Here is a 21,762-nt window from a genome sequence, read left to right on the forward strand (position 1 = left end):
GGCATTCAGCGCGTGGCGCCGACCAGCAGTTGTCGCAGCGCGGCCAGGGCGCGGCCGCGGTGGCTGATGCGGTTCTTCAGTTCCGTGTCCAGCTCGGCCGCGCTGTGACCCTGCTCGGGATCGAGGAACACCGGGTCGTAGCCGAAGCCACCGTCGCCGCGACGCGCGTGCAGGATGCGCCCGGACCACGTGCCTTCGGCGATGAAGGGCTGCGGATCCTCGGCGTGGCGCAGCAACACGATCACGGCGTAGAAGTGGGCGCCGCGCCGCTCGTCGGGGACGTCGCGGAGCGCGTCGAGCAGCTTGTCGATGTTGGCGTCGGCATTGCCATGGACACCGGCATAACGCGCCGAATACAGGCCAGGCGCGCCGCCCAGGGCATCCACGCACAGGCCCGAGTCGTCGCCCAGCGCCGGCATGCCGGTTTCACGCGAGGCCTTGCGCGCCTTGAGCAGCGCGTTCTCGACGAAGGTCAGGCCGGTTTCATCGGCATCGCCGACGCCAAGCTCGCCCTGGGTCACGAACTCGATGCCGCTGCCGCCGAGCAACTCGCGGAACTCGCGCAACTTGCCGGCGTTGCTGCTGGCGATCACCCATTTCATCGGCAGGGTCATGCTTTCAGTTCCAGCAGGTCCCAGCGATTGCCGTACAGATCCTCGAACACGGCCACGGTGCCATAGGGCTCGAAGCGCGGTTCCTCGAGGAACCTCACGCCACGGGCGAGCATCACGGCGTGATCGCGAAGGAAGTCGTCGGTGTGCAGGAAGAAGCCGACTCGGCCGCCGGTCTGGTTGCCGACGTGCGCGCGCTGGCTGTCGTCGCTGGCCTGCGCGAGCAGAAGTGCGGTCTGCGCGCCGTGCGGCGCCACGCGCACCCAGCGCTTGCCATCGCCCAGGTCGATGTCATCGAGCAGGTCGAAGCCGAGCGCGTCGGTGTAGAAGGCGATGGCTTCGTCGTAGTCGCGTACGACCAGGGTGACGTTGGCGATGGTCCGGTTCATGGATTGGACGTCGTCCTCAACCGGCCAGCGCCTCGCGCTGCTTCGCCACCAGTTCGGCGATGCCGGCCTCGGCCAGTGCCGTCAGTGCATCGAGTTCCTCGCGACGGAAGGCGTGGCCTTCGGCGGTGCCCTGCAGCTCGATGAAGCCGCCGCCATCGTTCATCACCACGTTCATGTCGGTGTCGCAGTCGCTGTCTTCGGCGTAGTCCAGGTCGAGTACCGGAACACCGCGGTAGATGCCGACCGACACCGCCGCGACGGCGCCGAACACCGGATCGCGAGTGATCTCGCGGCGCGACTGCAACCACCGGATGGCGTCGACCAGCGCCACGTAGGCACCGGTGATCGCGGCCGTGCGGGTACCGCCATCGGCCTGAAGCACATCGCAGTCGAGGGTGATCGTGCGCTCGCCGAGCAGCTTGCGGTCGACGCAGGCGCGCAGCGACCGGCCGATCAGGCGCTGGATCTCGAGGGTGCGGCCACCCTGCTTGCCACGCGCGGCCTCGCGGTCGCTGCGGGTATGGGTGGCGCGCGGCAGCATGCCGTACTCGGCGGTGACCCAGCCTTCGCCCTTGCCGCGCAGGAAGGCCGGCACCTTGTTGTCGACGCTGGCGGTGCACAGCACGCGGGTCTCACCGAAGCTGACCAGGACCGAACCCTCGGCGTGGCGGGTGTAGCCGCGCTGGATGCGGACTTCGCGCATCTGCGCCGGCGCCCGCCCGCTGGGGCGGACCACGGTCGGCGCGGTCTGGCCGGCGGAAGGGGCTTGCGGCGTGCCGGTCGTGGCCATGAGGAGGGTGATTACCGTGTTTGGGGCGCGCGAGTTTACCATTCGCACCCTGTCAGCCCTTGGATTCGATGATGATCCGCAGCATGACCGCCTTCGCCAGCGGCGAACGCGTCACCCCGTGGGGCACGCTCGGCTGCGAGCTGCGCTCGGTCAACCACCGCTTCCTCGAGCTGGGCGTGCGCCTGCCCGACGAGCTGCGCGCGCTGGAACCTGCGCTGCGCGAGCGCGTCGCTTCCCGGGTCGCCCGCGGCAAGATCGACCTGGCGCTGCGCCTGCGCACAGCCGACGGTGACGGCGCATTGCAGCTCAATCCCGGCCGGCTGCGTGAACTGAGCGAGCTGGCGCTGGACCTGGAGGCTCGTTTCCCGCGCCTGCAGACCGACCTGACCCAGTTGCTGCAGTTCCCCGGCGTCCTGCAGACCCAGTCCGCCGACCCGGCGGCGCTGCAGGCGCAGGCGCTGGAACTGCTCGAGCAGGTGCTCGACGAGTTCATCCGTGCGCGCGAGCGCGAGGGTTCCAAGCTCTCGGCGGTGATCATCGAGCGCGTCGACGGCATCGCCGCGATTGCGGCCGAGGTGCGCACGCTGATGCCGCTCATCCGCACCGGCCAGCGCAACAAGCTCGAAGCACGCATGGCCGATCTTGCCCAGCCGCTCGACTCCGGCCGGCTTGAGCAGGAACTGGTGATGTGGCTGCAGAAGCTCGATGTCGACGAGGAGCTCGACCGGCTCGATTCGCATGTCAGCGAAGCGCGCCGCGTGCTCAAGCTCAAGGAAGCCGTCGGCCGGCGCCTGGATTTCCTGCTGCAGGAATTCAACCGCGAGGCCAACACGCTGGGTTCCAAGTCGGTCGACGCGCGCAGCTCGGCCGCGGCAGTGGAACTCAAGGTCCTGATCGACCAGGTCCGCGAGCAGATCCAGAACATCGAATGACACGAGCCCACTGATGCGCGGAACCCTTTTCATCGTCGCGGCACCGTCGGGTGCCGGAAAGTCCAGCATCGTCAATGCGGTGCTGGCGCGTGACCCGAACATCTGCCTGTCGATCTCGTTCACCTCGCGCCAGCCGCGACCGGGCGAGCGCCACGCCGAGCACTACCACTTCGTCAGCAAGGAAGCGTTCGAAGGCATGGTCGCGGCCGGCGACTTCTTCGAGTCGGCGCTGGTGCATGGCGACTGGAAGGGTTCGGCGCGGCAGTCGGTCGAACCGCAGCTGGCGGCCGGCAAGGACGTGCTGCTGGAGATCGACTGGCAGGGTGCGCGCCAGGTCCGGGCCAAGGTGCCCGATGCGGTCAGCGTGTTCATCCTGCCGCCATCGCGCAAGGCACTGGATGAGCGCATGCGCAGCCGCGGCCAGGACAGCGAGGAAGTGATCGCACAGCGCCTGGCGGCTGCACGCGAGGAGATGTCGCATTACGGCGAGTTCGACTTCGTCATCGTCAACGAGCACTTCGACACCGCGGTCGACGAGATGTGCGCGATCTTCATCGCCAGCCGGGTCCGCCGCGACCAGCAGGTGGCGCGTCACTCGCGCCTGATCACCGCGCTGCTGGCGGACGAGTGAGATTGGTCCTCCCGGCCCCCAGGGGCGCCGGGAGAGGGGCGGGAGCCGGGTTGTGGTGGCTCGTTGGCACTCTAACTGATTGATTTTCAACGATCCGCTTGCTTCGCCCCGACGGCGCGACTACACTCTGCGGTCCCTTACAAGCCTGTATGGACGGCCCGCCGGCCGCCAGGAGTCCCATGGCCCGCATCACCGTTGAAGATTGCCTGGAAGTGGTCGATAACCGCTTCGAACTCGTCATGATGGCCGCCAAGCGCGCCCGCCAGCTGGCCAATGGCGTTGATCCGCAGCTGGACAACAGCGAAGCCAACGACAAGCCGACCGTGCTGGCCCTGCGCGAAATCGCCGCGCGCCGCATCGACACCGATTACATCGACGCCGTCGAGAAGGCCGAGCGCGAGCGCAAGGAGCGCGAGGCGCTGGAATGGGCCGCCGCTGAAGTGGTTGCCGACGACGACCTGTCCAAGGGCGACGACTGATCCGCCCCTGAGACACGTTTGCGGGCCAGTCACACCGGTACCGCGATCTGCACGGCCCCGCCTTGGCGGGGCCGTTTGCATATGTGCGCCCCGCCTTGGCGGGGCCGTTTGCATATGTGCGCCCCGCCTTGGCGGGGCCGTTTGCATATGTGCGCCCCGACCCGTTTTCGGACGCATGGCTCTTTGGATCGCCGGCGTTCGCCGCCATATCCGGGAAACCTGTCCAGAAACTACGAAACGCCTGAGCGCCCGCTGATTGCACAGCGCGCCGCCGCACGCGTAGATTCTCTCCATGAGCCCCGCAGAGTCCGCGATCAGCACGCATCCCGCCATCGTCCTCGATGACGCGGATGTGCCGGACTATGTGCGTGAACTGGAAAACGCAGCCGAGTACCTGCCCGAGCCGCAGCGCCACAGCCTGCGCCGTGCCTGGGCGATCGGCGCCGCCGCGCATGCCGGGCAGACCCGCAAATCCGGCGAGCCGTACATCACCCATCCGGTTGCGGTGGCCAAGGTCCTGGCCGACCAGGGCCTGGACGTCGAAACCCTGATCGCGGCGATCCTGCACGACACCATCGAGGACACGCCGCTGACCCGCGACGGCCTGGCCAGCGAGTTCGGCGAAACCGTGGCCGAGCTGGTCGACGGCGTCACCAAGCTCGACAAGCTGCAGTTCCGCGACCGCCAGGAAGCGACCGCGGAAAGCTTCCGCAAGATGCTGCTGGCGATGTCGCGCGACCTGCGCGTGATCCTGATCAAGCTCGCCGACCGCCTGCACAACATGCGCACCCTCGGCGCGCAGAGCATGGAAGCGCGCCACCGCATCGCCCGCGAAACGCTCGAGATCTATGCACCCATTGCCCAGCGCCTGGGCATGAACCTGATCAAGGCCGAGCTGCAGGACCTGGGCTTCCGCGCGCTGCATCCGTGGCGGCATGCCGTCATCGAAAAACGCCTGCGTACCCAGCCGGTCGTGCGCCGCGAATCGCTGGTGCAGATCGAAGCACAGCTGGCGCAGCGACTGGCCAAGGAACGGGTGCCGCACCGCCTGGTCAGTCGCGTCAAATCGCCGTGGAGCATCTACACCAAGATGCGCTCGGAGCACAAAACCTTCGCCCAGGTGATGGACGTGTTCGGCTTCCGCGTCGTCGTGCGCACGGTGCCGGACTGCTACCACGCGCTGGGTGTGGTGCATGCGGCGTACAAGCCGCTGGACTCGCGCTTCCGCGACTTCATCGCGATTCCGAAGGCCAACGGCTACCAGTCGCTGCACACGGTGCTGTTCGGCCCGTACGGCTCGCCGATCGAAGTGCAGATCCGCACCGAGGAGATGGACCTGATCGCCGAGCGCGGCATCGCCGCGCACTGGTCCTACAAGCACGGCGGCGACGGTCCGAGCAGCGCGCAGAGCCGCGCCCACAGCTGGATCGCCAATCTCGTCGAGTCGCAACGATCGACGGGTTCTTCGCTGGAGTTCCTCGAGAACGTCAAGGTCGACCTGTTCCCGGACGAGGTTTACCTGTTCACGCCCAAGGGCGACATCATGTCGCTGCCGCGCAACTCGACCGCGCTCGACTTCGCCTACGCGGTGCACACCGACGTCGGCAACCGCGCCGTGGCTGCACGCGTCGACGGCAAGCTGGTGCCGCTGCGCACGCGACTGGCCAGCGGCCAGCGGGTGGAGATCATCACCGCCAAGTCGTCCTCGCCGAAGCCGCAGTGGCTCGAGTTCGTCGTCTCGGGCAAGGCACGCACGTCGATCCGCCAACAGCTCAAGCAGCTCGAACACGAGGACGCGGTGCAGCTGGGCCATCGGATGCTCGACCGCGCGCTGGAAGCCTTGGGCATCTCGCTCGACCGCGTTCCGGCGGTGCGCATGGAGGCCTACCTGGGCGAGTTCCGCTACCCGCGCCTGGAAGCGCTGTTGGCCGACATTGCCCTGGGCAACCGCATGCCGCAGCAGGTGGCGCAGGCGCTGGCGCGCGAGACGCCGGGCAAGGCGTTGCGATCGAAGGACCTGCCGTTGCAGCCGCTGTCGCAGGACAAGATCCTGATCACCGGCGCCGAGCGTGGCGTGATCAGTTTCGCCAACTGCTGCCTGCCGATTCCCGGTGACGAGATCATGGGGTACCACACCGCCGGCAAGGGAATCGTGGTGCACCGGCTCGACTGCCCGAACGTGGCCGACTATCGCAAGTCGCCCGATCGCTGGGTGCCGATCGGCTGGGACCGCCAGGTCAGCGGCGACTTCGCCGCGGCGCTGCGCATCGAGGTCGACAACCGGCCCGGCTCGCTGGCGCAGGTCGCGGCCGCCATCGCAGAGGCCGAGTCGAACATCGACCGCGTCGAGTACCTCGACCGCGATGCGAATGTGGCGGTAATGCGCTTTGCCATCGAGGTCAGTGGCCGTCGCCACCTGGCGGACGTCATGCGACGCGTGCGCAGGCTGGGCGTGGTGCTGGGCGTGCAGCGGATGTAGTCGTGTGTTGCTAGCATTGGCTTCTGACTTCCCGAGAGCCAATCCATGTCCCGCCAGATCATCCACACCGACAAGGCCCCGGCCGCCATTGGCCCGTACTCGCAGGCCGTGCGCGCCGGCGACACCGTCTACCTGTCCGGGCAGATCCCGCTCGATCCGGGCACCGGCCTGCTGGTCGAAGGTGACATCAGCACCCAGGCACGTCGTGCGTTCGAGAACCTCAAGGCCGTGTGCGAAGCCGCCGGCGGTTCGCTGTCCGATGTCGTCCGTCTCGGCCTGTACCTGACCGACCTGGGCAACTTCGCCACGGTCAACGCGGTGATGAGCGAGTTCTTCAAGGCACCGTATCCGGCGCGCTCGACGATCGAAGTGTCGGGGTTGCCGCGTGGTGCCGGGTTTGAAGTGGATGCGGTGATGTTCCTGGACTGATCCCGGATCTCGCCTGGAATCCTCGGACAACGGGTCGCGTTATTCGGACAACGGGTCGCGTTATGTGGCCCGTTTTCTTTTGCGCGCTTGGTTTCCGTGGGTGGAGGAGGTGGGGTGTATTCCGCGAACCTCCGCTTCGCTCCGTTTATTGTTCGCGAAATACACCCCACCCCCTCCTTCCGGAAGCTGCGGTTGTTTCATTGACCTTCGCGTTTGGGGTCGGTGCGCTGGCCGTGTGACACGGCTGATGGGGTCGGACTCGGGCTGTGCCGTCACAGGGCGGTGTCCGCGCCCTCGCTCGGTTGCGAGTTTGGTCGCGGACGCCCGCGAAGGGCCGAGGTGGTTTCAGATGCAGAAGCAACGTCCTTGGGTTCCCGCCTTCGCGGGAATGACGGGCCAAGGGCAACGTCGCTGGGTCCCCGCCTTCGCGGGGATGACGGGTTGATGGGCGTTATCGAAGACCGGGCAATGAAATGCCGGCCCGGCGGACGACGCCACTCCGCAGTCAGAAGCACAGAAGCGCAGAAGCGCGCAGAAGCGCAGCAACCAGTCAGCCCTGCGCCCGCATCTCCCGCGGCGCCACGCCCGTCCAGCGCTTGAACGCGCGTCGGAATTCGCGCGCGTCCTTGAAGCCCACCGCCGCGCCGACGTTGGCGATGCTCAGCTTCTGATCGCTCAACATCGCCCGCGCCGATTCGCTGCGCACGCGGTCGTGCAATTCGCTGAAGCTCGTTTGCGCCGCCTGCAACTGGCGGCGCAGCGTTCTTTCGGTCAGGTGCAACGCCGCGGCGATGTCGACCAGGCGCGGGTTGTCGGCAAGGCGCTGCAGCAGCAGGCGTTCCACCACCGCCACTATCTCGCTGCGTGGCTGGCCTGCGGGCATCTGTTCGTCGCATAGCGCCAGCACGCGCTGGGCACTGGCGGCGTTGCCTGCCGGCATCGCCGTCCCCAGCCAGCGTTCGTCGATGACCACGCGATTGCGCGGACAATCGAAACGCACCTCGCAATCGAACACGCGCGCATAGTCGTCGGCGTAGTCCGGAGCGGGGTAGGCCAGCTCCAGCACCGTCGGCCGGAATTCAGCGCCGAGCAGGCCGCGACAGAGCATCAGGCAGCTGGCGAACAGTTCCTCGCACAGGAACGGTTCCAGCTCCGGGTCAGGCGTGCGCATGCTGGCGACCATGCCAAGGTCGCCGCTGCCATCGACGTCGAGCTCCAGCTCCATCATTGCGCCGGTGATCGGCGCGTAGTGCACGCCCAGCTGCAACGCTTCGGCGAAACGCGGCGCGGTCAGCATGGCCAGGCCCAGCAGACCGAAGTGGCCGATGTTCTGGCGCTCGCCCAGGACCAGGCCCGGCCCGCGGATGGGCAGGCTGCGCACCGCGCGACGGATGATCTGGCAGGTCTGGCGATAGGACAGGTAAACCGGCGTCTCGCCGTCGAATTCGGCCGGGCCCAGGCGAAGGCCGGCGAACCAGGCCTCGCAGCCGATGCCGGACTCGGCGGCCATGGCGACCAGGCCGGCGACGATTCCGCTTTTGATATTTGCCACGCTCTGGCGCGGGTCGTCGTTGTCGAGTGGTTGCATACGCTTGCGTAGCTTGTCCGGTTTGCCCCCCAGAGTATGCCGGGTTTGCCCTCCACTGGCGTCCTCCGAAGGTCACAGACTGCGTTTTACTTCTTCCCCCTGCGCCATGCGGGCCGGGAAGGCCACCGGGGCCACCGGGATCAAGTCTGTAACGGGGACGGACGCAAACCATATGAAGCGCATCACTCTCGGCATCGCGATTGCAGTAGGCGTGGCCAGCCTGGCTGGCTGCCAGAAGCAGGAGGCCGCAGCCCCGGTCGCAGACGCCAACTACCAGAAGGTGCTGATCGGCCGCCTGCTCGATGCCAAGGCCGGCGACGTGATCGAGATTCCGGCCGGCCGCTTCTCCTTCGATCGCAGCCTGAGCCTGCGCGTCGACGGCGTGACCCTGCGCGGCGCCGGCATGGACAAGACCATCCTCAGCTTCAAGGGCCAGAAGGCCGGTGCCGAAGGCCTGCTGGTCAACGCCGGCAACTTCACCCTGGAAAACCTCGCCATCGAGGACAGCAAGGGCGACGGTCTGAAGGTCAACGAAGGCGAGAACATCACCATCCGCGGCGTGCGCGTGGAATGGACCGGCGGTCCCAAGACCACCAACGGCGCCTACGGCATCTACCCGGTGCAGACCACCAACGTGCTGATCGAGGACTCGGTCGTGATCGGTGCGTCCGACGCCGGCATCTACGTCGGCCAGTCGAAGAACGTGGTCGTGCGCCGCAACCGCGCCGAGCGCAACGTCGCCGGCATCGAGATCGAGAACTCGATCGGCGCCGACGTCTACGAGAACACCGCCACCGACAACACCGGCGGCATCCTCGTGTTCAACATGCCCAACCTGCCGCAGCCGGGCCATACCACCCGCGTCTACCGCAACAAGGTGATTGCCAACAACACCGGCAACTTCGCCGCCAAGGGCGCGGCCGTGGCCAGCGTGCCGGCCGGCTCCGGCGTGGTGATCAACTCCAACGACAAGGTCGAGATCTTCGACAACGACATCGCCGACAACCAGACGGCGAACGTGATCATCTCCAGCTACTTCTCCACCGGCTACATGACCGAGAAGGGCGTGGCCAAGGCATTCGATCCGTACCCGGAAGAGATCGCCATCCATGGCAACCGCTTCAAGGGCGGCGGCGACAAGCCCGACGGTCTCGACCTGAAGGCGTTGCGCGTTGCGATGTTCGGCCTTTCCGGCCACCTGCCGGACGTGCTGTGGGACGGTTACGTCAACACCGCGCGCGCGGGCGGCGCACAGGTCTGCATCGACAACGGCGCCGCCGAAACGCTCAACGCCGACGGCCCGAACAAGTACAAGAACCCGAGCCTGGTGACGGACGCAGTGCGCTGCAAGCTGCCGCCGCTGCCGGTGGTGACGATGCCGGGCGACATGGGCGCAACGGCTACGAAGGCGGTTCCGACGGCATGAAGCAGTGCAGATTGATCAAGGCCGCCGTGATCGGCGCGGCCATGATGATGTTCGCGATGTCGCTGGTGGGATGCAAGCGCAGCCAGGAACCGGTGCAGTTCCATGCCACCGGTCAACCGGAAAACCTCAGCGACTGGCACGTGCTGTCGGTCGCCGACGGCCGCCTGAGCCTTAACCAGGGCGTGGAGCCATACGCGCTCAACAGCGCGTTGTTCAGCGACTACGCGCACAAGCTGCGCACGCTGTGGCTCCCACCGGGAACCAAGGCGACGTACCAGGATTACGAAGCCTTCGATTTCCCGGTCGGCACGATCATCAGCAAGACCTTCTACTACCCGCGTGCGGGTGAGGGTGACGCGGTACTGCGCGTGGCCGAGACACCGGCGGAGAGCCGCGACGGCCTGGACCTGTCCAAGGTCCGCCTGGTCGAGACGCGCCTGCTGGTGCATCGCGAGAAGGGCTGGGTGGCGATGGCCTACGTCTGGAACCAGCAGCAGACCGAAGCGGTGCTGGCACGCGCCGGCGACTCCATTGCGATGACGCTGCAAAAGCCCGACGGCAGCGGCAAGCAGGACTTCAGCTACATGGTGCCGGACGAGAACCAGTGCGCCGGCTGTCACTCGACCAACAACACCACGCGCGAGCTGCACCCGATCGGCCCGAAGGCGCGCCACCTCAATCGTGACGATCCCTGGCATCCGGGCAGCAACCAGCTTGCGCGCATGGCCTCGCTCGGTCGCCTGCAGGGCCTGCCGATGACCGGCGTGCCTCGCAATGCGCGCTTCGACGACACCGCCGCCGCGCTCGGCGACCGTGCGCGTGCCTATCTCGACGTCAACTGCGGCCACTGCCACAACCCCAAGGGCCCGGCCGACACGTCCGGTCTCTGGCTCGATGCAGGCACCACCGAATCGCGCCGCCTGGGGCTGTGCAAGCCGCCGGTTGCGGCCGGGCAGGGCACGGGCGACCACATGTTCGACATCGTGCCGGGCCGTCCCGACGATTCGATTCTGGTCTACCGCATGGACAGCCTCGATCCGGGTGCGATGATGCCCGAGCTCGGTCGGGGAACCGTGCACGAGGAAGGCGTTGCCCTGATGCGCGACTGGATCGGCGCATGGTTGGGGAGTTGTACCGGTCCGGAACAGGAGGTCGCGGTCCAATCGCGATGATTCAACAGCAATGAATTAGCCACGGCCGCGCGGTTGCAGTCATTTCGACCGCCGGCACCAAAACAACAAGAAAGTCATTGGGAGGGGAGTTCCGATGTCGCCACGCAAGAGCAGGCTCGCAATCAGTCTGGGCCGCGCACTGTCAGGTCTGGCATTCACCGCGGCGATGCCGCTGGCCATGGCGCAGACCGCCGACGCACCGGCGCCGGTCAGCGCCACGCAGCTGGACACGATCACCGTCACCGCGCAGAGCCGCGAGCAGGAACTGCAGGACGTGCCGATCGCGCTGCAGGTCGTCACCGAGCAGCTGCTCGAGGACGTCGCCGCCGAGGACCTCGGTGACATCGACAGCTTCGTGCCCGGCCTGCAGATCAACAGCCTGCAGCCGACCCAGCCGAGCTTCCAGCTGCGCGGCATCGCCACCGACGACTTCGGCATCGGTACCGATCCGGCGGTCGGCGTGTACGTCGATGGCGTCTACGCCGGTCGCGGCGGCGGCGTGCTGCTGCCGTTCACCGACCTGCAGCGCATCGAAGTGCTGAAGGGCCCGCAGGGCACGCTGTTCGGCCGCAACACCGCGGCCGGCGCGATCGCGATCATCACCACCCGCCCCGAAGACCAGAACGGCGCGCGCGCCAAGCTGCGCCTGGGCAATGACAACAAGCAGTACTTCGAGGGCATGGCGAACATCGCCGTGAGCGAAGACTCGGCGTTCCGCTTCAACGGCATCTTCAACCACAGCGACGGCTGGATCCAGGATTCGGTCACAGGCGAGGACCTTGCGCCGGAGAACAACTGGGCCACGCGTGCTTCGTTCCAGACGAAGTTCGGCGACGACACGCGTGCCTGGATCACCTGGGACCACGAGAGCCTGGACCAGCTCGGACAGGCCACCACCGGCGTGGTGCCGATCCCGGCACTGCCGATGCTGCCGACCGCGCCGGCCGACCCGACGCAGTTCCTCGATCCGCTGAAGGTGGCCACCGCGACTGACGCGCAGGGCAATGCCGAAACGCGCACGTTCGACGGCGTGACGATGATCGTCGACCACAACTTCGGCTGGGGCAGCCTGACTTCGACCTCGGCCTGGCACCAGTACGACTCGCTCAACCGCGTCGAGGAAGACGGCACCAACCTCAGCTACCTCTACGTCGATTCGACCAACACCGAGAGCAACGAGAACTTCTACCAGGAGTTCAAGTTCACCGGCAGCACCGACCGCGTGGACTGGTCCGCCGGCGTCAGCTACTTCCAGGAAGAGGCCGACCAGACCAGCGAAGTCAACGCGCTCACCGACTCGATCGACACGATCGCCAACAACATGGGCCTCGCCCCGGGCGGACTGTTCGGTCCGATCACCCAGGTCGCCAACATGTTCGGCATTCCGGTCGACCTGACCGGCCTGCCGTGGAACGAGAAGTTCGTCAACACGCTCGACACCAAGGCCTACGCCGCATTCGGCGACGCCACCTGGCACGTCAATGACAAGCTCAACCTGACCGCCGGCCTGCGTTATACGCGCGACGAAAAGGACTTCACCTGGTTCAACGACCACCGCAGCGCGCAGCAGCTGGACGCCCAGCTGAACCTGCTCGATTCGATCGGCTTCTTCGATGCGATCGGCCTGCCGAAGGAGATGTTCATCTTCGACGTCGCCTTCATCGATCCGCCGGCGATGATGAACAAGGGCGTGCTCAACCGCGCCAGGAAGTCGTGGGACGACTGGAGCCCGCGCTTCGTCGCCGATTACCACTTCGCCGAGAACCTGATGGGCTTCGCCTCGCTGGCCAAGGGTTACAAGGCCGGCGGTTTCAACGCGTTGCAGATCGGCAGCGAGTTCGAGAACGAGGACGTCTGGAACTTCGAGACGGGCATCAAGCAGTCGTTCCCGGAGCAGCGCCTGGCCTACAACGTCTCGGCGTTCTACTACGTCTACGACAACCGCCAGGCCGTGACGCTGGACATGACCACGGCGATTCCGCGCTTCGTGGTCAACACCTCCGACCAGGAAGCCTACGGCGTCGACTTCGACGTGCGCTGGCAGGCCACCGACGGTCTGGGCTTCGACTTCAACGCCGAGTACCTGGATTCGACCTACAAGTCGTACATCAATCCGCAGGGTGTCGACCTGGCCGGCGAACCCAGCGGCGCGCCGACGTGGTCGTTCGCCGCCGGAGCCAACTACGTGTGGCACATGGGCAATGCCGGTGACATGCGTGCCTCGGTTCGTCACTCCTACGTCGGCGAATGCCGCAGCAACGACGAGTCGGCCAGCCTGCTCGGTTGCGGTACCGGTGCCGGCGCGATCGACATCGGCGAAGCGCAGAACCTCACCGACGTGCGCCTGGGCTGGACCTCGGCCAGCGGCCACTGGGGTTGGGCGCTGTACGGCAACAACGTGTTCGACAACCAGTACGTCAACTCGCTGGGCACCTACGGCATGACCGTGCTTGGCACCGTCGGCGCGCGCATGACCCAGCCTGCCCAGTACGGCCTGGAAGTCAGCGCGAAGTTCTGACCGGGAGGCAGGGCCTCCACCGACCCCGGCACATCGTGCCGGGGTTCAGGTTTTGCGGCGATCCGGGCATCCTTGGCGGATGCCGACACGCAAGGGCGGGATTGCCGTCGCTCTCCATCATCAGCAACCGATCAGTAGCCTGCGCGGCGTTGGCCCGCGCGTGGCCGAAAAGCTGGCCGCCCGTGGCCTGACCACGCTGCAGGACCTGTGGCTGCAGCTGCCCCGGCAGTACGAGGACCGCACCGCGCTCACGCCGATCCGCCTGCTGCACCCTGGCGCGGCGGCGCAGGTGGAAGGACGGGTCGAGGCGGTCGAGCGCGGTTTCCGTTACCGGCCGACGCTGCGAGTCGCCATTGGCGATGACTCGCGCGCGACGCTGGTGCTGCGCTTCTTCCATTTCCGCGCGGCCCAGGTCGCGCAGTTCCAGCCGGGTGCGCGCGTGCGCTGCTACGGCACGCCACGGCCGGGCCAGAACGGCCTGGAGATCGTCCATCCCAGCTACCGCATGCTCGACGAGGAAGCCGACACCGAACTGGGCAGCAGCCTCGATCCGGTCTATCCGGCGATCGAGGGCATCGGCCCGGTGTCGCTGCGACGCCTGATCGGCCTGGCGCTGGATCGGCTTCCCGACGAGGAGTCGCTGGAACTGTTGCCGCGCGAGCTGCGCGACGGGTTCAAGCTGCCTTCGCTGCGCGAGGCGCTGCTGACCGTGCATCGGCCGCCGCAGGATGCGGACGTTGCCGCGCTCATTGCAGGCCGGCACCCGGCGCAGCGCCGGCTCGCGCTGGAGGAGCTGCTGGCGCACCACCTCAGCCTGCGCCGCCAGCGCATCGCCCAGCAGGCCCATGCCGCGCCGGTGCTGCGCAAGACCGCGCTGGCCGGACGCCTGCGCAAGGCGCTGCCGTTCGCGCTGACCGGCGCGCAGCAGCGCGTGTTCGACGAGATCCGCGCCGACCTCGCCAAGCCGCATCCGATGCTGCGCCTGGTCCAGGGCGACGTCGGCAGCGGCAAGACCGTGGTCGCGGCGCTGGCGGCGATGCAGGCGGTCGAGGCCGGCAAGCAGGCGGCGTTGATGGCACCGACCGAACTGCTGGCCGAGCAGCACCTGGGCAACCTGCGCGGCTGGCTCGAGCCATTGGGCGTACGCGTGGCCTGGCTGGCCGGCAAGGTCACCGGCCGTGCCCGCGCCAAGGTGCTGGAGGAAGTGGCCTCAGGCGAGGCGCAGATGGTTGTGGGCACGCATGCGCTGATGCAGGAGGGCGTGGCGTTCCGCGACCTCGGCCTGGCCATCGTCGACGAGCAGCACCGCTTCGGCGTGCACCAGCGCCTGGCGCTGCGCGACAAGGGCGTCGGTGGCAACGGCAATGGCGCCGCGATCGTCCCGCACCAGCTGGTCATGACCGCCACCCCCATTCCGCGCACGCTGGCGATGGCCGCCTATGCCGACCTCGACGTGTCGGCGATCGACGAGCTGCCGCCGGGACGCACGCCGGTGCAGACCGTGGCGCTGAGCGCAGAGCGCCGTCCGGAACTGGTCGAGCGCATCCGCCGTGCCTGCGCCGAGGGTCGCCAGGCGTACTGGGTCTGCACCCTGATCGACGACAGCGATGAAGTCATCGCCCAGGCCGCGCAATCGACCTTCGAGGATCTGTCCAGGCGCCTGCCCGAGCTGCGCGTGGGCATGGTCCACGGACGCATGAAAGCAGCCGAGAAGCAGGCGACGATGCGCGCCTTCAAGGAAGGCGCCATCGACCTGCTGGTGGCGACCACCGTCATCGAGGTCGGCGTCGACGTGCCCAATGCCTCGCTGATGATCATCGAGAACGCCGAGCGCCTGGGCCTGGCCCAGCTGCACCAGCTGCGCGGCCGCGTCGGCCGCGGCAGTGCCGCCTCCAGCTGCGTGCTGCTGTACCAGTCGCCGCTGTCGCAGATGGCGCGGCAACGCCTGGAGACCATGCGCGAGACCAACGACGGCTTCGTCATCGCCGAGAAGGACCTGGAGCTGCGTGGCCCCGGCGAACTGCTCGGCACGCGCCAGACCGGCCTGGCCCAGTTCCGCGTCGCCGACCTCGGTCGCGATGCCGACCTGCTGCCGCAGGTGCAGGACATCGGTGAGCGCCTGCTGCGCGAGTCGCCGGAGCTGGCGCAGCGAATCGTCGCGCGCTGGGTGGGTGGGGCGGTGCGGTTCGCGGGGGCGTAGGGCGTAGGGCGTAGGAGCGAGCTTGCTCGCGACCGGCCTCCGGATGCGCCCGATCGCGAGCAAGCTCGCTCCTGCCGGCCGGTCGGTATTAACCCCCACAGTGGCATCATGCGCAGTCCGACCCCCGGTCGTCCCACCGCATTCCGTGATTGCCGATCCCGCAAAAGAGTCCGCTGTCCGCCAAGGCGCCCAGCCGTTCATTGCCGCCGATGTCGGTGGCACGCATGCGCGCCTGGGCCTGGTCCGGGTGGGCGCCGACGGCAAGGTCGACGTGCTGCAGTACCGCCGCTACGCCTGCGCCGAGTACCCGAGCCTGGCGGCGATCCTCGACCATTTCGCCACCGAGTTCGCCGCCGAGCGCACCCACGCCGTGGTGGCGATCGCCGGCCGCCTCGAGGGCGACACGCTGATCAACAGCAACCTGCAGTGGCCGGTGTCGGTGCGCAGCACGCGCGAGGCCGCCGGTGTCACCCACCTGGCCCTGCTCAACGATTTCGAGGCCGTGGCCTGCGCCATGTCGTACGTCGATGCCGCGACGATGACGCGCGTCTGCGGCCCGGTCACCAGCTCCAACAGCAGCGCCGGCAGCGGCCCGACTCTGGTGCTGGGCCCGGGCACCGGCTTCGGCGCCGCCCTGTGCCTGCCCAGCGCCCAGCAGCGCGCCCCGTTGCGCGTGCTCGCCAGCGAGGCAGGGCACGCCGCCCTGGCCGCCGGTACCGCCCGCGAACTCGATCTGGTTCGTCATCTGCTCAAGCGCTGGCCGCATGTCGACAACGAGCGGGTGCTGTCGGGTCCCGGGCTGGTCAACACCTACCAGGCCCTGTGCGAACTCGACGGCGTCGCGCCGGCGCTGGACAACCCCGAAGCAATAGCTGCAGCCGCCCAGGCCGGGAGCGATGCGCGCGCGGTGGAGACCCTGGAGTTGTTCTGCGCGCTGCTAGGCAGCCTCGCCGGTGACCTTGCCGTGACATTCGGCGCGGATGCGGTGTACCTGGCCGGCGGCATACCGGCGCAGATCCGTCCGTTCCTGCTCGACAGCCAGTTCGCCGCGCGCTTCCGCAACAAGGGCGTGCTGGGCGAAGTGCTGGCGCGCGTGCCGGTGTGGCTGGTCGACCATGGCCAGCTCGGCCTGGTGGGTGCGGCGGCCTGGTACTACGAGCGCCATTCGGGGTTCTAGAAACGCCGTAGGAGCGAGCTTGCTCGCGATTGGCCCTCTCCCACACTGTTACGCCCTATCGCGAGCAAGCTCGCTCCCACGCCATGACCAATCGTCGCCAGTTCCTCCAGTCCTCCCTTCTCGCGGCCGGCGCGCTGGCATTGCCCGGTGCAGGCGCCGCTGCGACCACGAATCGCGCCCGCGTCGTCTCGACCTGGGATTTCGGCGTCGGCGCCAACGCGGCCGCATGGCGCGTGCTCGGCAACGGCGGCAGCGCGCTCGATGCGGTCGAGGCCGGCGCGCGCTGGGCCGAGGCCGACCTGTGCAATCCGACCGTTGGACGCTGCGGCAATCCCGATCGCGACGGCGTGCTGACCCTCGACGCCAGCATCATGGATGGCGACGGCCGCTGTGGCGCGGTCGCCGCGCTGGAGGACATCGCCCACCCGGTGTCGGTGGCGCGCGCGGTGATGGAGAAGACGCCGCACGTGATGCTGGTCGGTGCCGGCGCGCAGCAGTTCGCCGTCGCCCAGGGCTTCGAGAAGACGCCGCTGCTGACCGACCAGGCACGCCAGGCCTGGCGTGAATGGCTCAAGACCGCGCAATACACGCCGCGGATCAACGCCGAGCGCCAGCAGCGCCCGGGCGACAAGAGCAACCACGACACCCTTGGCATCCTCGCGCTAGACGCCAAGGGACGCCTGGCCGGCGCATGCACCACCAGTGGCATGGCGTGGAAGCTGCACGGCCGGGTCGGCGACAGTCCGATCGTCGGTGCCGGTTTGTACGTCGACAACGAGGTCGGCGCAGCCACCGCCTCGGGCGTCGGCGAGGAGATGGTGCGCAATGCCGCCAGCTTCCTCGTCGTAGAACTGATGCGTCAGGGCCGGTCGCCGGCCGATGCCTGCCGCGAAGCGATCGAGCGCGTCGTGCGCAAACGACCGGAGGCCAGCAAGCAGTTGCAGGTGTGCTTCCTCGCACTCAACCGCGATGGTCAGGTCGGTGCGTTCGCTCTGCACAAGGGCTTCGTCTACGCGCTGCACGACGGTGACAAGGGGCCGCACGACCAGCTGCACGAATCGGCCTCGGTCTACACGACGGAACAGAAATGAGCCGCCGGTTGCTGGAGATCGCCGCCAATTCCGTGACCTCGGCTCTGGCGGCGCAGGAGGGCGGTGCCGATCGCGTCGAGTTGTGCGAGAACCTCGGTGAGGGTGGCTGCACGCCGTCCTACGGCACGATCGCGCTGGCTCGCGAACGCCTGCGCATCCCGCTGTACGTGCTGATCCGGCCGCGCGCGGGCGACTTCCTTTACGACGCCCTCGAACGCGAGATCATGCTGCGCGACATCGAGTCGTGCGTGCGACTGGGTTGCGACGGGGTCGTCATTGGCGCGCTCGCCGACGATGGCTCGGTGGACGAGGCGGTCTGCGGCGAGCTGATTGCGGCAGCAGGCACGATCGGCATTACTTTTCATCGCGCCTTCGATGTCGCGCGTGACCAGGCGCAGGCCCTGGAGGCGGTGATCGGCCTGGGATGCGAGCGGGTGCTCACCTCGGGCGCGCAATCGACCGCGCCTGAGGGCGCCGACGCGATTGCGGCGCTGGTGCGGCAGGCCGGTCGGCGCATCCGGGTGATGGCGGGCGCGGGCATCAGCGAACACAACCTCGCCGCACTGGTCTCGCGTAGCGGCGCGGATGAATTCCATGCTTCGGCGAAAGTGATTCGCTCGTCGCGCATGCAGCATGTCGGCAAGGCCATTGCCGGTCTCGATGCGCACTGGCTGCAAAGCGATGCCGATCGTGTCCGGGTCCTGCGTGCGGCGCTTGATGCGGCATGACGTGCAGGCTCGTCATCTTCCCGGCCATAATCGGCCCATGAGCGAAAAGATCCCCCTGCTGATCGACACCGACCCGGGCGTCGACGACGCGCTGGCCCTGCTGCTGGCTTTCAACGATCCGCGCCATGACGTCGTTGGCCTGACCATCGCCGCCGGCAACGTCGGCCTGCGCCACACCGTGGCCAACGCGCTGAAGCTGTGCGAGGTCGCCAATGTCGACGTGCCGGTGTTCGCCGGTTGCGCCGGTCCGTTGCTGCACCCGGCGCCGGATGCGGGCTACGTGCACGGCCAGGACGGTTTCGGCGACGTCGGCTACGAGCCGGCGCGCCAGCAGGTGCAGGCCGAACATGCCGCGCTGGCGATCCTGCGCCTGTCGCACGAGCATGCCGGCAAGCTGCTGCTGGTCGCATTGGGTCCGCTGACCAACATCGCACTCGCGCTCAAGCTCGATCCGACGCTGCCCGGGCGCGTGGCCCGTTTCGTGGTGATGGGCGGCTCGGTCACCGGCCACGGCAACATCACGCCCGCTGCCGAGTTCAACATCTACTTCGACCCCGAAGCGGCGCACATCGTCTTCGAGGCGTTCCCCGACATCGATCTGGCGGACTGGGAAGGCACCATCGCCCACGGCCTGCATCACGAGCGGGTCGAGCAATGGCTGCGCGCCGACTCCGAACGGGCCCGCTTCTACGAGCGCATCTCGAAGAAGACGCGCGAATGGTCGGCCGACCGCCGCGGCGACTACTGGCACTCGGCAGACGCCTACGCGATGGCCTTCGCCCTGACACCGGACGGGGTGCTGGAAGAGGCACGGCGCCCGCTGGCGATCGAGCTGGGTCATGGCCATGCCCGCGGCATGACCGTGGTCGACTGGCAGCGCCAGAGCGGCCGCCCGGACCGGGCCCGGATCCTGCTGCGCTACGACCAGGCCCGCCTGGAAGGCCTGATCCGCGACGCCCTCGCCGCCGGTTGAGCGATGGGCGTATTTCGGACTTGCCCGGGCGGGGCGGGGCCGCTATACTTCCGCGCTTTCCCGCTTAAAGATTGGTGAGTGCCATGAAGGCCGGCATCCATCCCGAATACCGCGAAGTCGTGTTCCAAGACGTGACCACCGACTTCCAGTTCCTGACCCGCTCGACCCTTGGCAGCAAGGAGTCGATCAAGTGGGAGGACGGCAATGAGTATCCGCTGATCAAGGTCGACATCAGCTCGGCTTCGCACCCGTTCTACACGGGCAAGCACAAGATCATGGATACCAGCGGTCGCGTCGACAAGTTCCGCAAGCGCTACGCCCAGAAGTGATCTTCGGGGCCGTGCCTCAGGCACGGCTTTGCCGAAAGGTCATCCCGAGCGAAGCGAGGGATCTGCCGTAGCGCATCTGCCCGTGCCACACGCACGGACCAGGCGCAGCGCGACGACCAGGATATCCGCAACGGCTGCCGAAAGGCGGCCGTTGCTGTCTTGCGTGATTGGTCGGGCGATTGGCGGCCGCATCGCGCACGAGACTTCCCCCAATGGCTGCCGAAAGGTGGCCGTTGCCGTTTCTGGCCATTGGCGGAGGGTCGGCCTGGCCAAAGTCGGCCGATAAAGTCGCCCCGGGCGGCCCCGGCCTGCGGGCGCGACGCACCGTTGCGATCGCGGGGTGCAAGCCGACCAAAGTCCGAGCCTTGGCTCCAGGTCGTTGTGCGATAATTCACTATCGCGGTTCGGCCCAATTCTGCCGTGACCCCGTGCCCATTTGTGGCCCACTCGTGCCCGGCCTGCCCCTGCGGCAGGCACGCAGACTTGAGGAGTGTTTTGTCGTGTCCGAATCCAACAAGCCCGGTCCCAACAAGTTCGACCAGGTCTCCCTGACCGCTGGCGACAAGACCGTAACCCTGCCGGTCCACCACCCGGTCCTTGGCCAGCCCTGCATCGACATTGGCAAGCTGCCGAAGGAAACCGGCGCTTTCACCTACGACAATGGCTTCACCGCCACTGCCAGCTGCAAGTCGGCGATCACCTACATCGATGGCGATGCCGGCGTTCTGCTGTACCGCGGCTACCCGATCGACCAGCTGGCCGAGCATTCCAGCTTCCTCGAAGTCGCCTACCTGCTGATGAATGGTGAGCTGCCGAACCAGGGCGAGTTCGCCAAGTTCGAGCACGAAGTCACGCATCACACGATGATGCACGAGGCCTTCCGCACCTTCCTGTACGGCTTCCGCCACGACGCCCATCCGATGGCGATGCTGGTCGGCATGCTCGGCTCGATGGCGAGCTTCTACCACAACGATCTCGACCTGGAAGATCCGGAACAGCGCCGCCTGGCCGCGATCCGCCTGATCGCCAAGGTGCCGACGATTGCCGCTGCCTGCCATCGTTATTCGATCGGCTGGCCGATGCGCTATCCGAAGAACAACCTCGAGTACACCACGCGCTTCCTGCACATGATGAAGGAAGTGCCGAGCGAGCCGCTGGAGCTCAGCCCGGTCGCCGCCAAGGCCCTGGACCTGCTCTTCATCCTGCACGCCGACCACGAGCAGAACGCCTCGACCTCGACCGTGCGCCTGGTCGGTTCCACCGGTGCCAACCCGTACGCGTGCGTCGCCGCCGGCGTCGCCGCGCTGTGGGGTCCGGCGCACGGTGGTGCCAACGAAGCCGTGCTGAAGATGCTCGAGGAGATCGGCCGTCCGGAGAACGTCGGTTCGGCCGTGGCCAAGGCCAAGGACAAGGAGTCGGGCTTCCGCCTGATGGGCTTCGGCCACCGCGTCTACAAGAACTTCGATCCGCGCGCCAAGATCATCCGCGAGATGACCCACAAGGTGCTCGGCGAGCTGGGCGTCAACGATCCGCTGCTGGAAGTGGCGATGAAGCTGGAAGAGGCGGCGCTGAAGGACGAGTACTTCGTGCAGCGCAAGCTCTACCCGAACGTCGACTTCTACTCCGGCATCATCTACAAGGCGCTCGGCATCCCGGTGGAGATGTTCACGGTGATGTTCGCCATCGCCCGCACTGCTGGCTGGGTCGCGCATTGGCTGGAGCAGCAGAACGATCCGGAAAACAAGATCGGTCGTCCGCGCCAGATCTACATCGGTTCGCCGCAGCGCGACTACGTCGACGCCGGCAAGCGCTGAGTCTTC

Annotated in this window: 19 protein-coding genes; 15 read left to right on the forward strand and 4 right to left on the reverse strand. The window is 67.4% G+C overall.

The annotated features are described in order from the left end of the window. Positions 1-5: 5 nt before the first annotated feature. The 3 genes from rdgB to rph are packed head-to-tail and all read right to left on the reverse strand — an operon-like array spanning position 6 to position 1,790. Positions 6-602: an RdgB/HAM1 family non-canonical purine NTP pyrophosphatase gene (rdgB, locus tag AC3A3Q_RS12645; RefSeq protein ID WP_487586725.1), complete on the reverse strand. Its 597-nt coding sequence runs from the start codon at positions 600-602 to the stop codon at positions 6-8. A gap of 8 nt (positions 603-610) precedes the next feature. Then, positions 611-1,000, reverse strand: coding sequence for a VOC family protein (locus AC3A3Q_RS12650; protein ID WP_487586583.1), 390 nt, complete (start codon positions 998-1,000; stop codon positions 611-613). 16 nt (positions 1,001-1,016) lie between these two features. Further along, complete coding sequence (rph, locus tag AC3A3Q_RS12655) at positions 1,017-1,790, reverse strand: ribonuclease PH (protein WP_487586584.1); 774 nt, start codon at positions 1,788-1,790, stop codon at positions 1,017-1,019. Positions 1,791-1,861: 71 nt separating this feature from the next. On the opposite strand from rph, the gene AC3A3Q_RS12660 reads away from it, so the two are divergent. From AC3A3Q_RS12660 to AC3A3Q_RS12680, 5 genes are all read left to right on the forward strand, one after another. Continuing rightward, positions 1,862-2,722, forward strand: coding sequence for a YicC/YloC family endoribonuclease (locus AC3A3Q_RS12660; protein ID WP_487586585.1), 861 nt, complete (start codon positions 1,862-1,864; stop codon positions 2,720-2,722). 13 nt (positions 2,723-2,735) lie between these two features. Next, a complete protein-coding gene (gene gmk, locus AC3A3Q_RS12665; RefSeq protein WP_487586586.1) occupies positions 2,736-3,353 on the forward strand; it encodes a guanylate kinase in 618 nt (205 codons plus the stop codon). A 179-nt stretch (positions 3,354-3,532) separates the two neighbouring features. Beyond that, positions 3,533-3,832 carry a DNA-directed RNA polymerase subunit omega gene (rpoZ, locus tag AC3A3Q_RS12670; protein ID WP_158734183.1) on the forward strand — a complete coding sequence of 100 codons (300 nt, stop codon included), beginning with the start codon at positions 3,533-3,535 and terminating at the stop codon, positions 3,830-3,832. 292 nt (positions 3,833-4,124) lie between these two features. Continuing rightward, entirely contained in the window at positions 4,125-6,311 is a 2,187-nt protein-coding gene (locus tag AC3A3Q_RS12675) for a RelA/SpoT family protein (RefSeq protein WP_200604098.1), read from the forward strand. 45 nt (positions 6,312-6,356) lie between these two features. Then, a complete protein-coding gene (locus tag AC3A3Q_RS12680; RefSeq protein WP_487586587.1) occupies positions 6,357-6,740 on the forward strand; it encodes a RidA family protein in 384 nt (127 codons plus the stop codon). Positions 6,741-7,290: 550 nt separating this feature from the next. Here AC3A3Q_RS12680 and AC3A3Q_RS12685 read toward each other — a convergent pair. After that, positions 7,291-8,328, reverse strand: coding sequence for an AraC family transcriptional regulator (locus tag AC3A3Q_RS12685; protein WP_487586588.1), 1,038 nt, complete (start codon positions 8,326-8,328; stop codon positions 7,291-7,293). 172 nt (positions 8,329-8,500) lie between these two features. Between AC3A3Q_RS12685 and AC3A3Q_RS12690 the strand changes: the two genes are divergently transcribed. The 10 genes from AC3A3Q_RS12690 to AC3A3Q_RS12735 all read left to right on the forward strand — a co-directional run bounded on the left by AC3A3Q_RS12690 (position 8,501) and on the right by AC3A3Q_RS12735 (position 21,756). Beyond that, positions 8,501-9,754 (forward strand): parallel beta-helix domain-containing protein, encoded by a 1,254-nt coding sequence (locus AC3A3Q_RS12690; RefSeq protein ID WP_487586589.1) that lies wholly within the window; start codon positions 8,501-8,503, stop codon positions 9,752-9,754. Beyond that, positions 9,751-10,926, forward strand: a complete 1,176-nt coding sequence (locus AC3A3Q_RS12695; protein WP_487586590.1) for an SO2930 family diheme c-type cytochrome — start codon at positions 9,751-9,753, stop codon at positions 10,924-10,926. Before AC3A3Q_RS12690 ends, AC3A3Q_RS12695 begins: the two co-directional genes overlap by 4 nt. Before the next feature lie 94 nt (positions 10,927-11,020). Continuing rightward, positions 11,021-13,444, forward strand: coding sequence for a TonB-dependent receptor (locus AC3A3Q_RS12700; RefSeq protein WP_487586591.1), 2,424 nt, complete (start codon positions 11,021-11,023; stop codon positions 13,442-13,444). Positions 13,445-13,523: 79 nt separating this feature from the next. Then, positions 13,524-15,644, forward strand: coding sequence for an ATP-dependent DNA helicase RecG (recG, locus tag AC3A3Q_RS12705; RefSeq protein WP_487586592.1), 2,121 nt, complete (start codon positions 13,524-13,526; stop codon positions 15,642-15,644). 145 nt (positions 15,645-15,789) lie between these two features. Continuing rightward, complete coding sequence (locus AC3A3Q_RS12710) at positions 15,790-16,821, forward strand: glucokinase (protein ID WP_487586593.1); 1,032 nt, start codon at positions 15,790-15,792, stop codon at positions 16,819-16,821. A gap of 83 nt (positions 16,822-16,904) precedes the next feature. Beyond that, positions 16,905-17,912, forward strand: coding sequence for a glycosylasparaginase (locus tag AC3A3Q_RS12715; protein ID WP_487586594.1), 1,008 nt, complete (start codon positions 16,905-16,907; stop codon positions 17,910-17,912). Continuing rightward, positions 17,909-18,640 carry a copper homeostasis protein CutC gene (locus tag AC3A3Q_RS12720; protein ID WP_487586595.1) on the forward strand — a complete coding sequence of 244 codons (732 nt, stop codon included), beginning with the start codon at positions 17,909-17,911 and terminating at the stop codon, positions 18,638-18,640. The genes AC3A3Q_RS12715 and AC3A3Q_RS12720 overlap by 4 nt, the downstream gene beginning before the upstream one ends. A 37-nt stretch (positions 18,641-18,677) precedes the next feature. Then, entirely contained in the window at positions 18,678-19,613 is a 936-nt protein-coding gene (locus AC3A3Q_RS12725; RefSeq protein ID WP_487586596.1) for a nucleoside hydrolase, read from the forward strand. Positions 19,614-19,696: 83 nt separating this feature from the next. After that, on the forward strand, positions 19,697-19,942 hold the full coding sequence (locus AC3A3Q_RS12730; protein WP_158734120.1) for a type B 50S ribosomal protein L31: 246 nt from the start codon (positions 19,697-19,699) through the stop codon (positions 19,940-19,942). Between the two features lie 500 nt (positions 19,943-20,442). Then, positions 20,443-21,756 carry a citrate synthase gene (locus AC3A3Q_RS12735; protein ID WP_487586597.1) on the forward strand — a complete coding sequence of 438 codons (1,314 nt, stop codon included), beginning with the start codon at positions 20,443-20,445 and terminating at the stop codon, positions 21,754-21,756. Positions 21,757-21,762: the final 6 nt, after the last annotated feature.

This window comes from Lysobacter sp. Soil_C_59 (genome assembly GCF_057656415.1).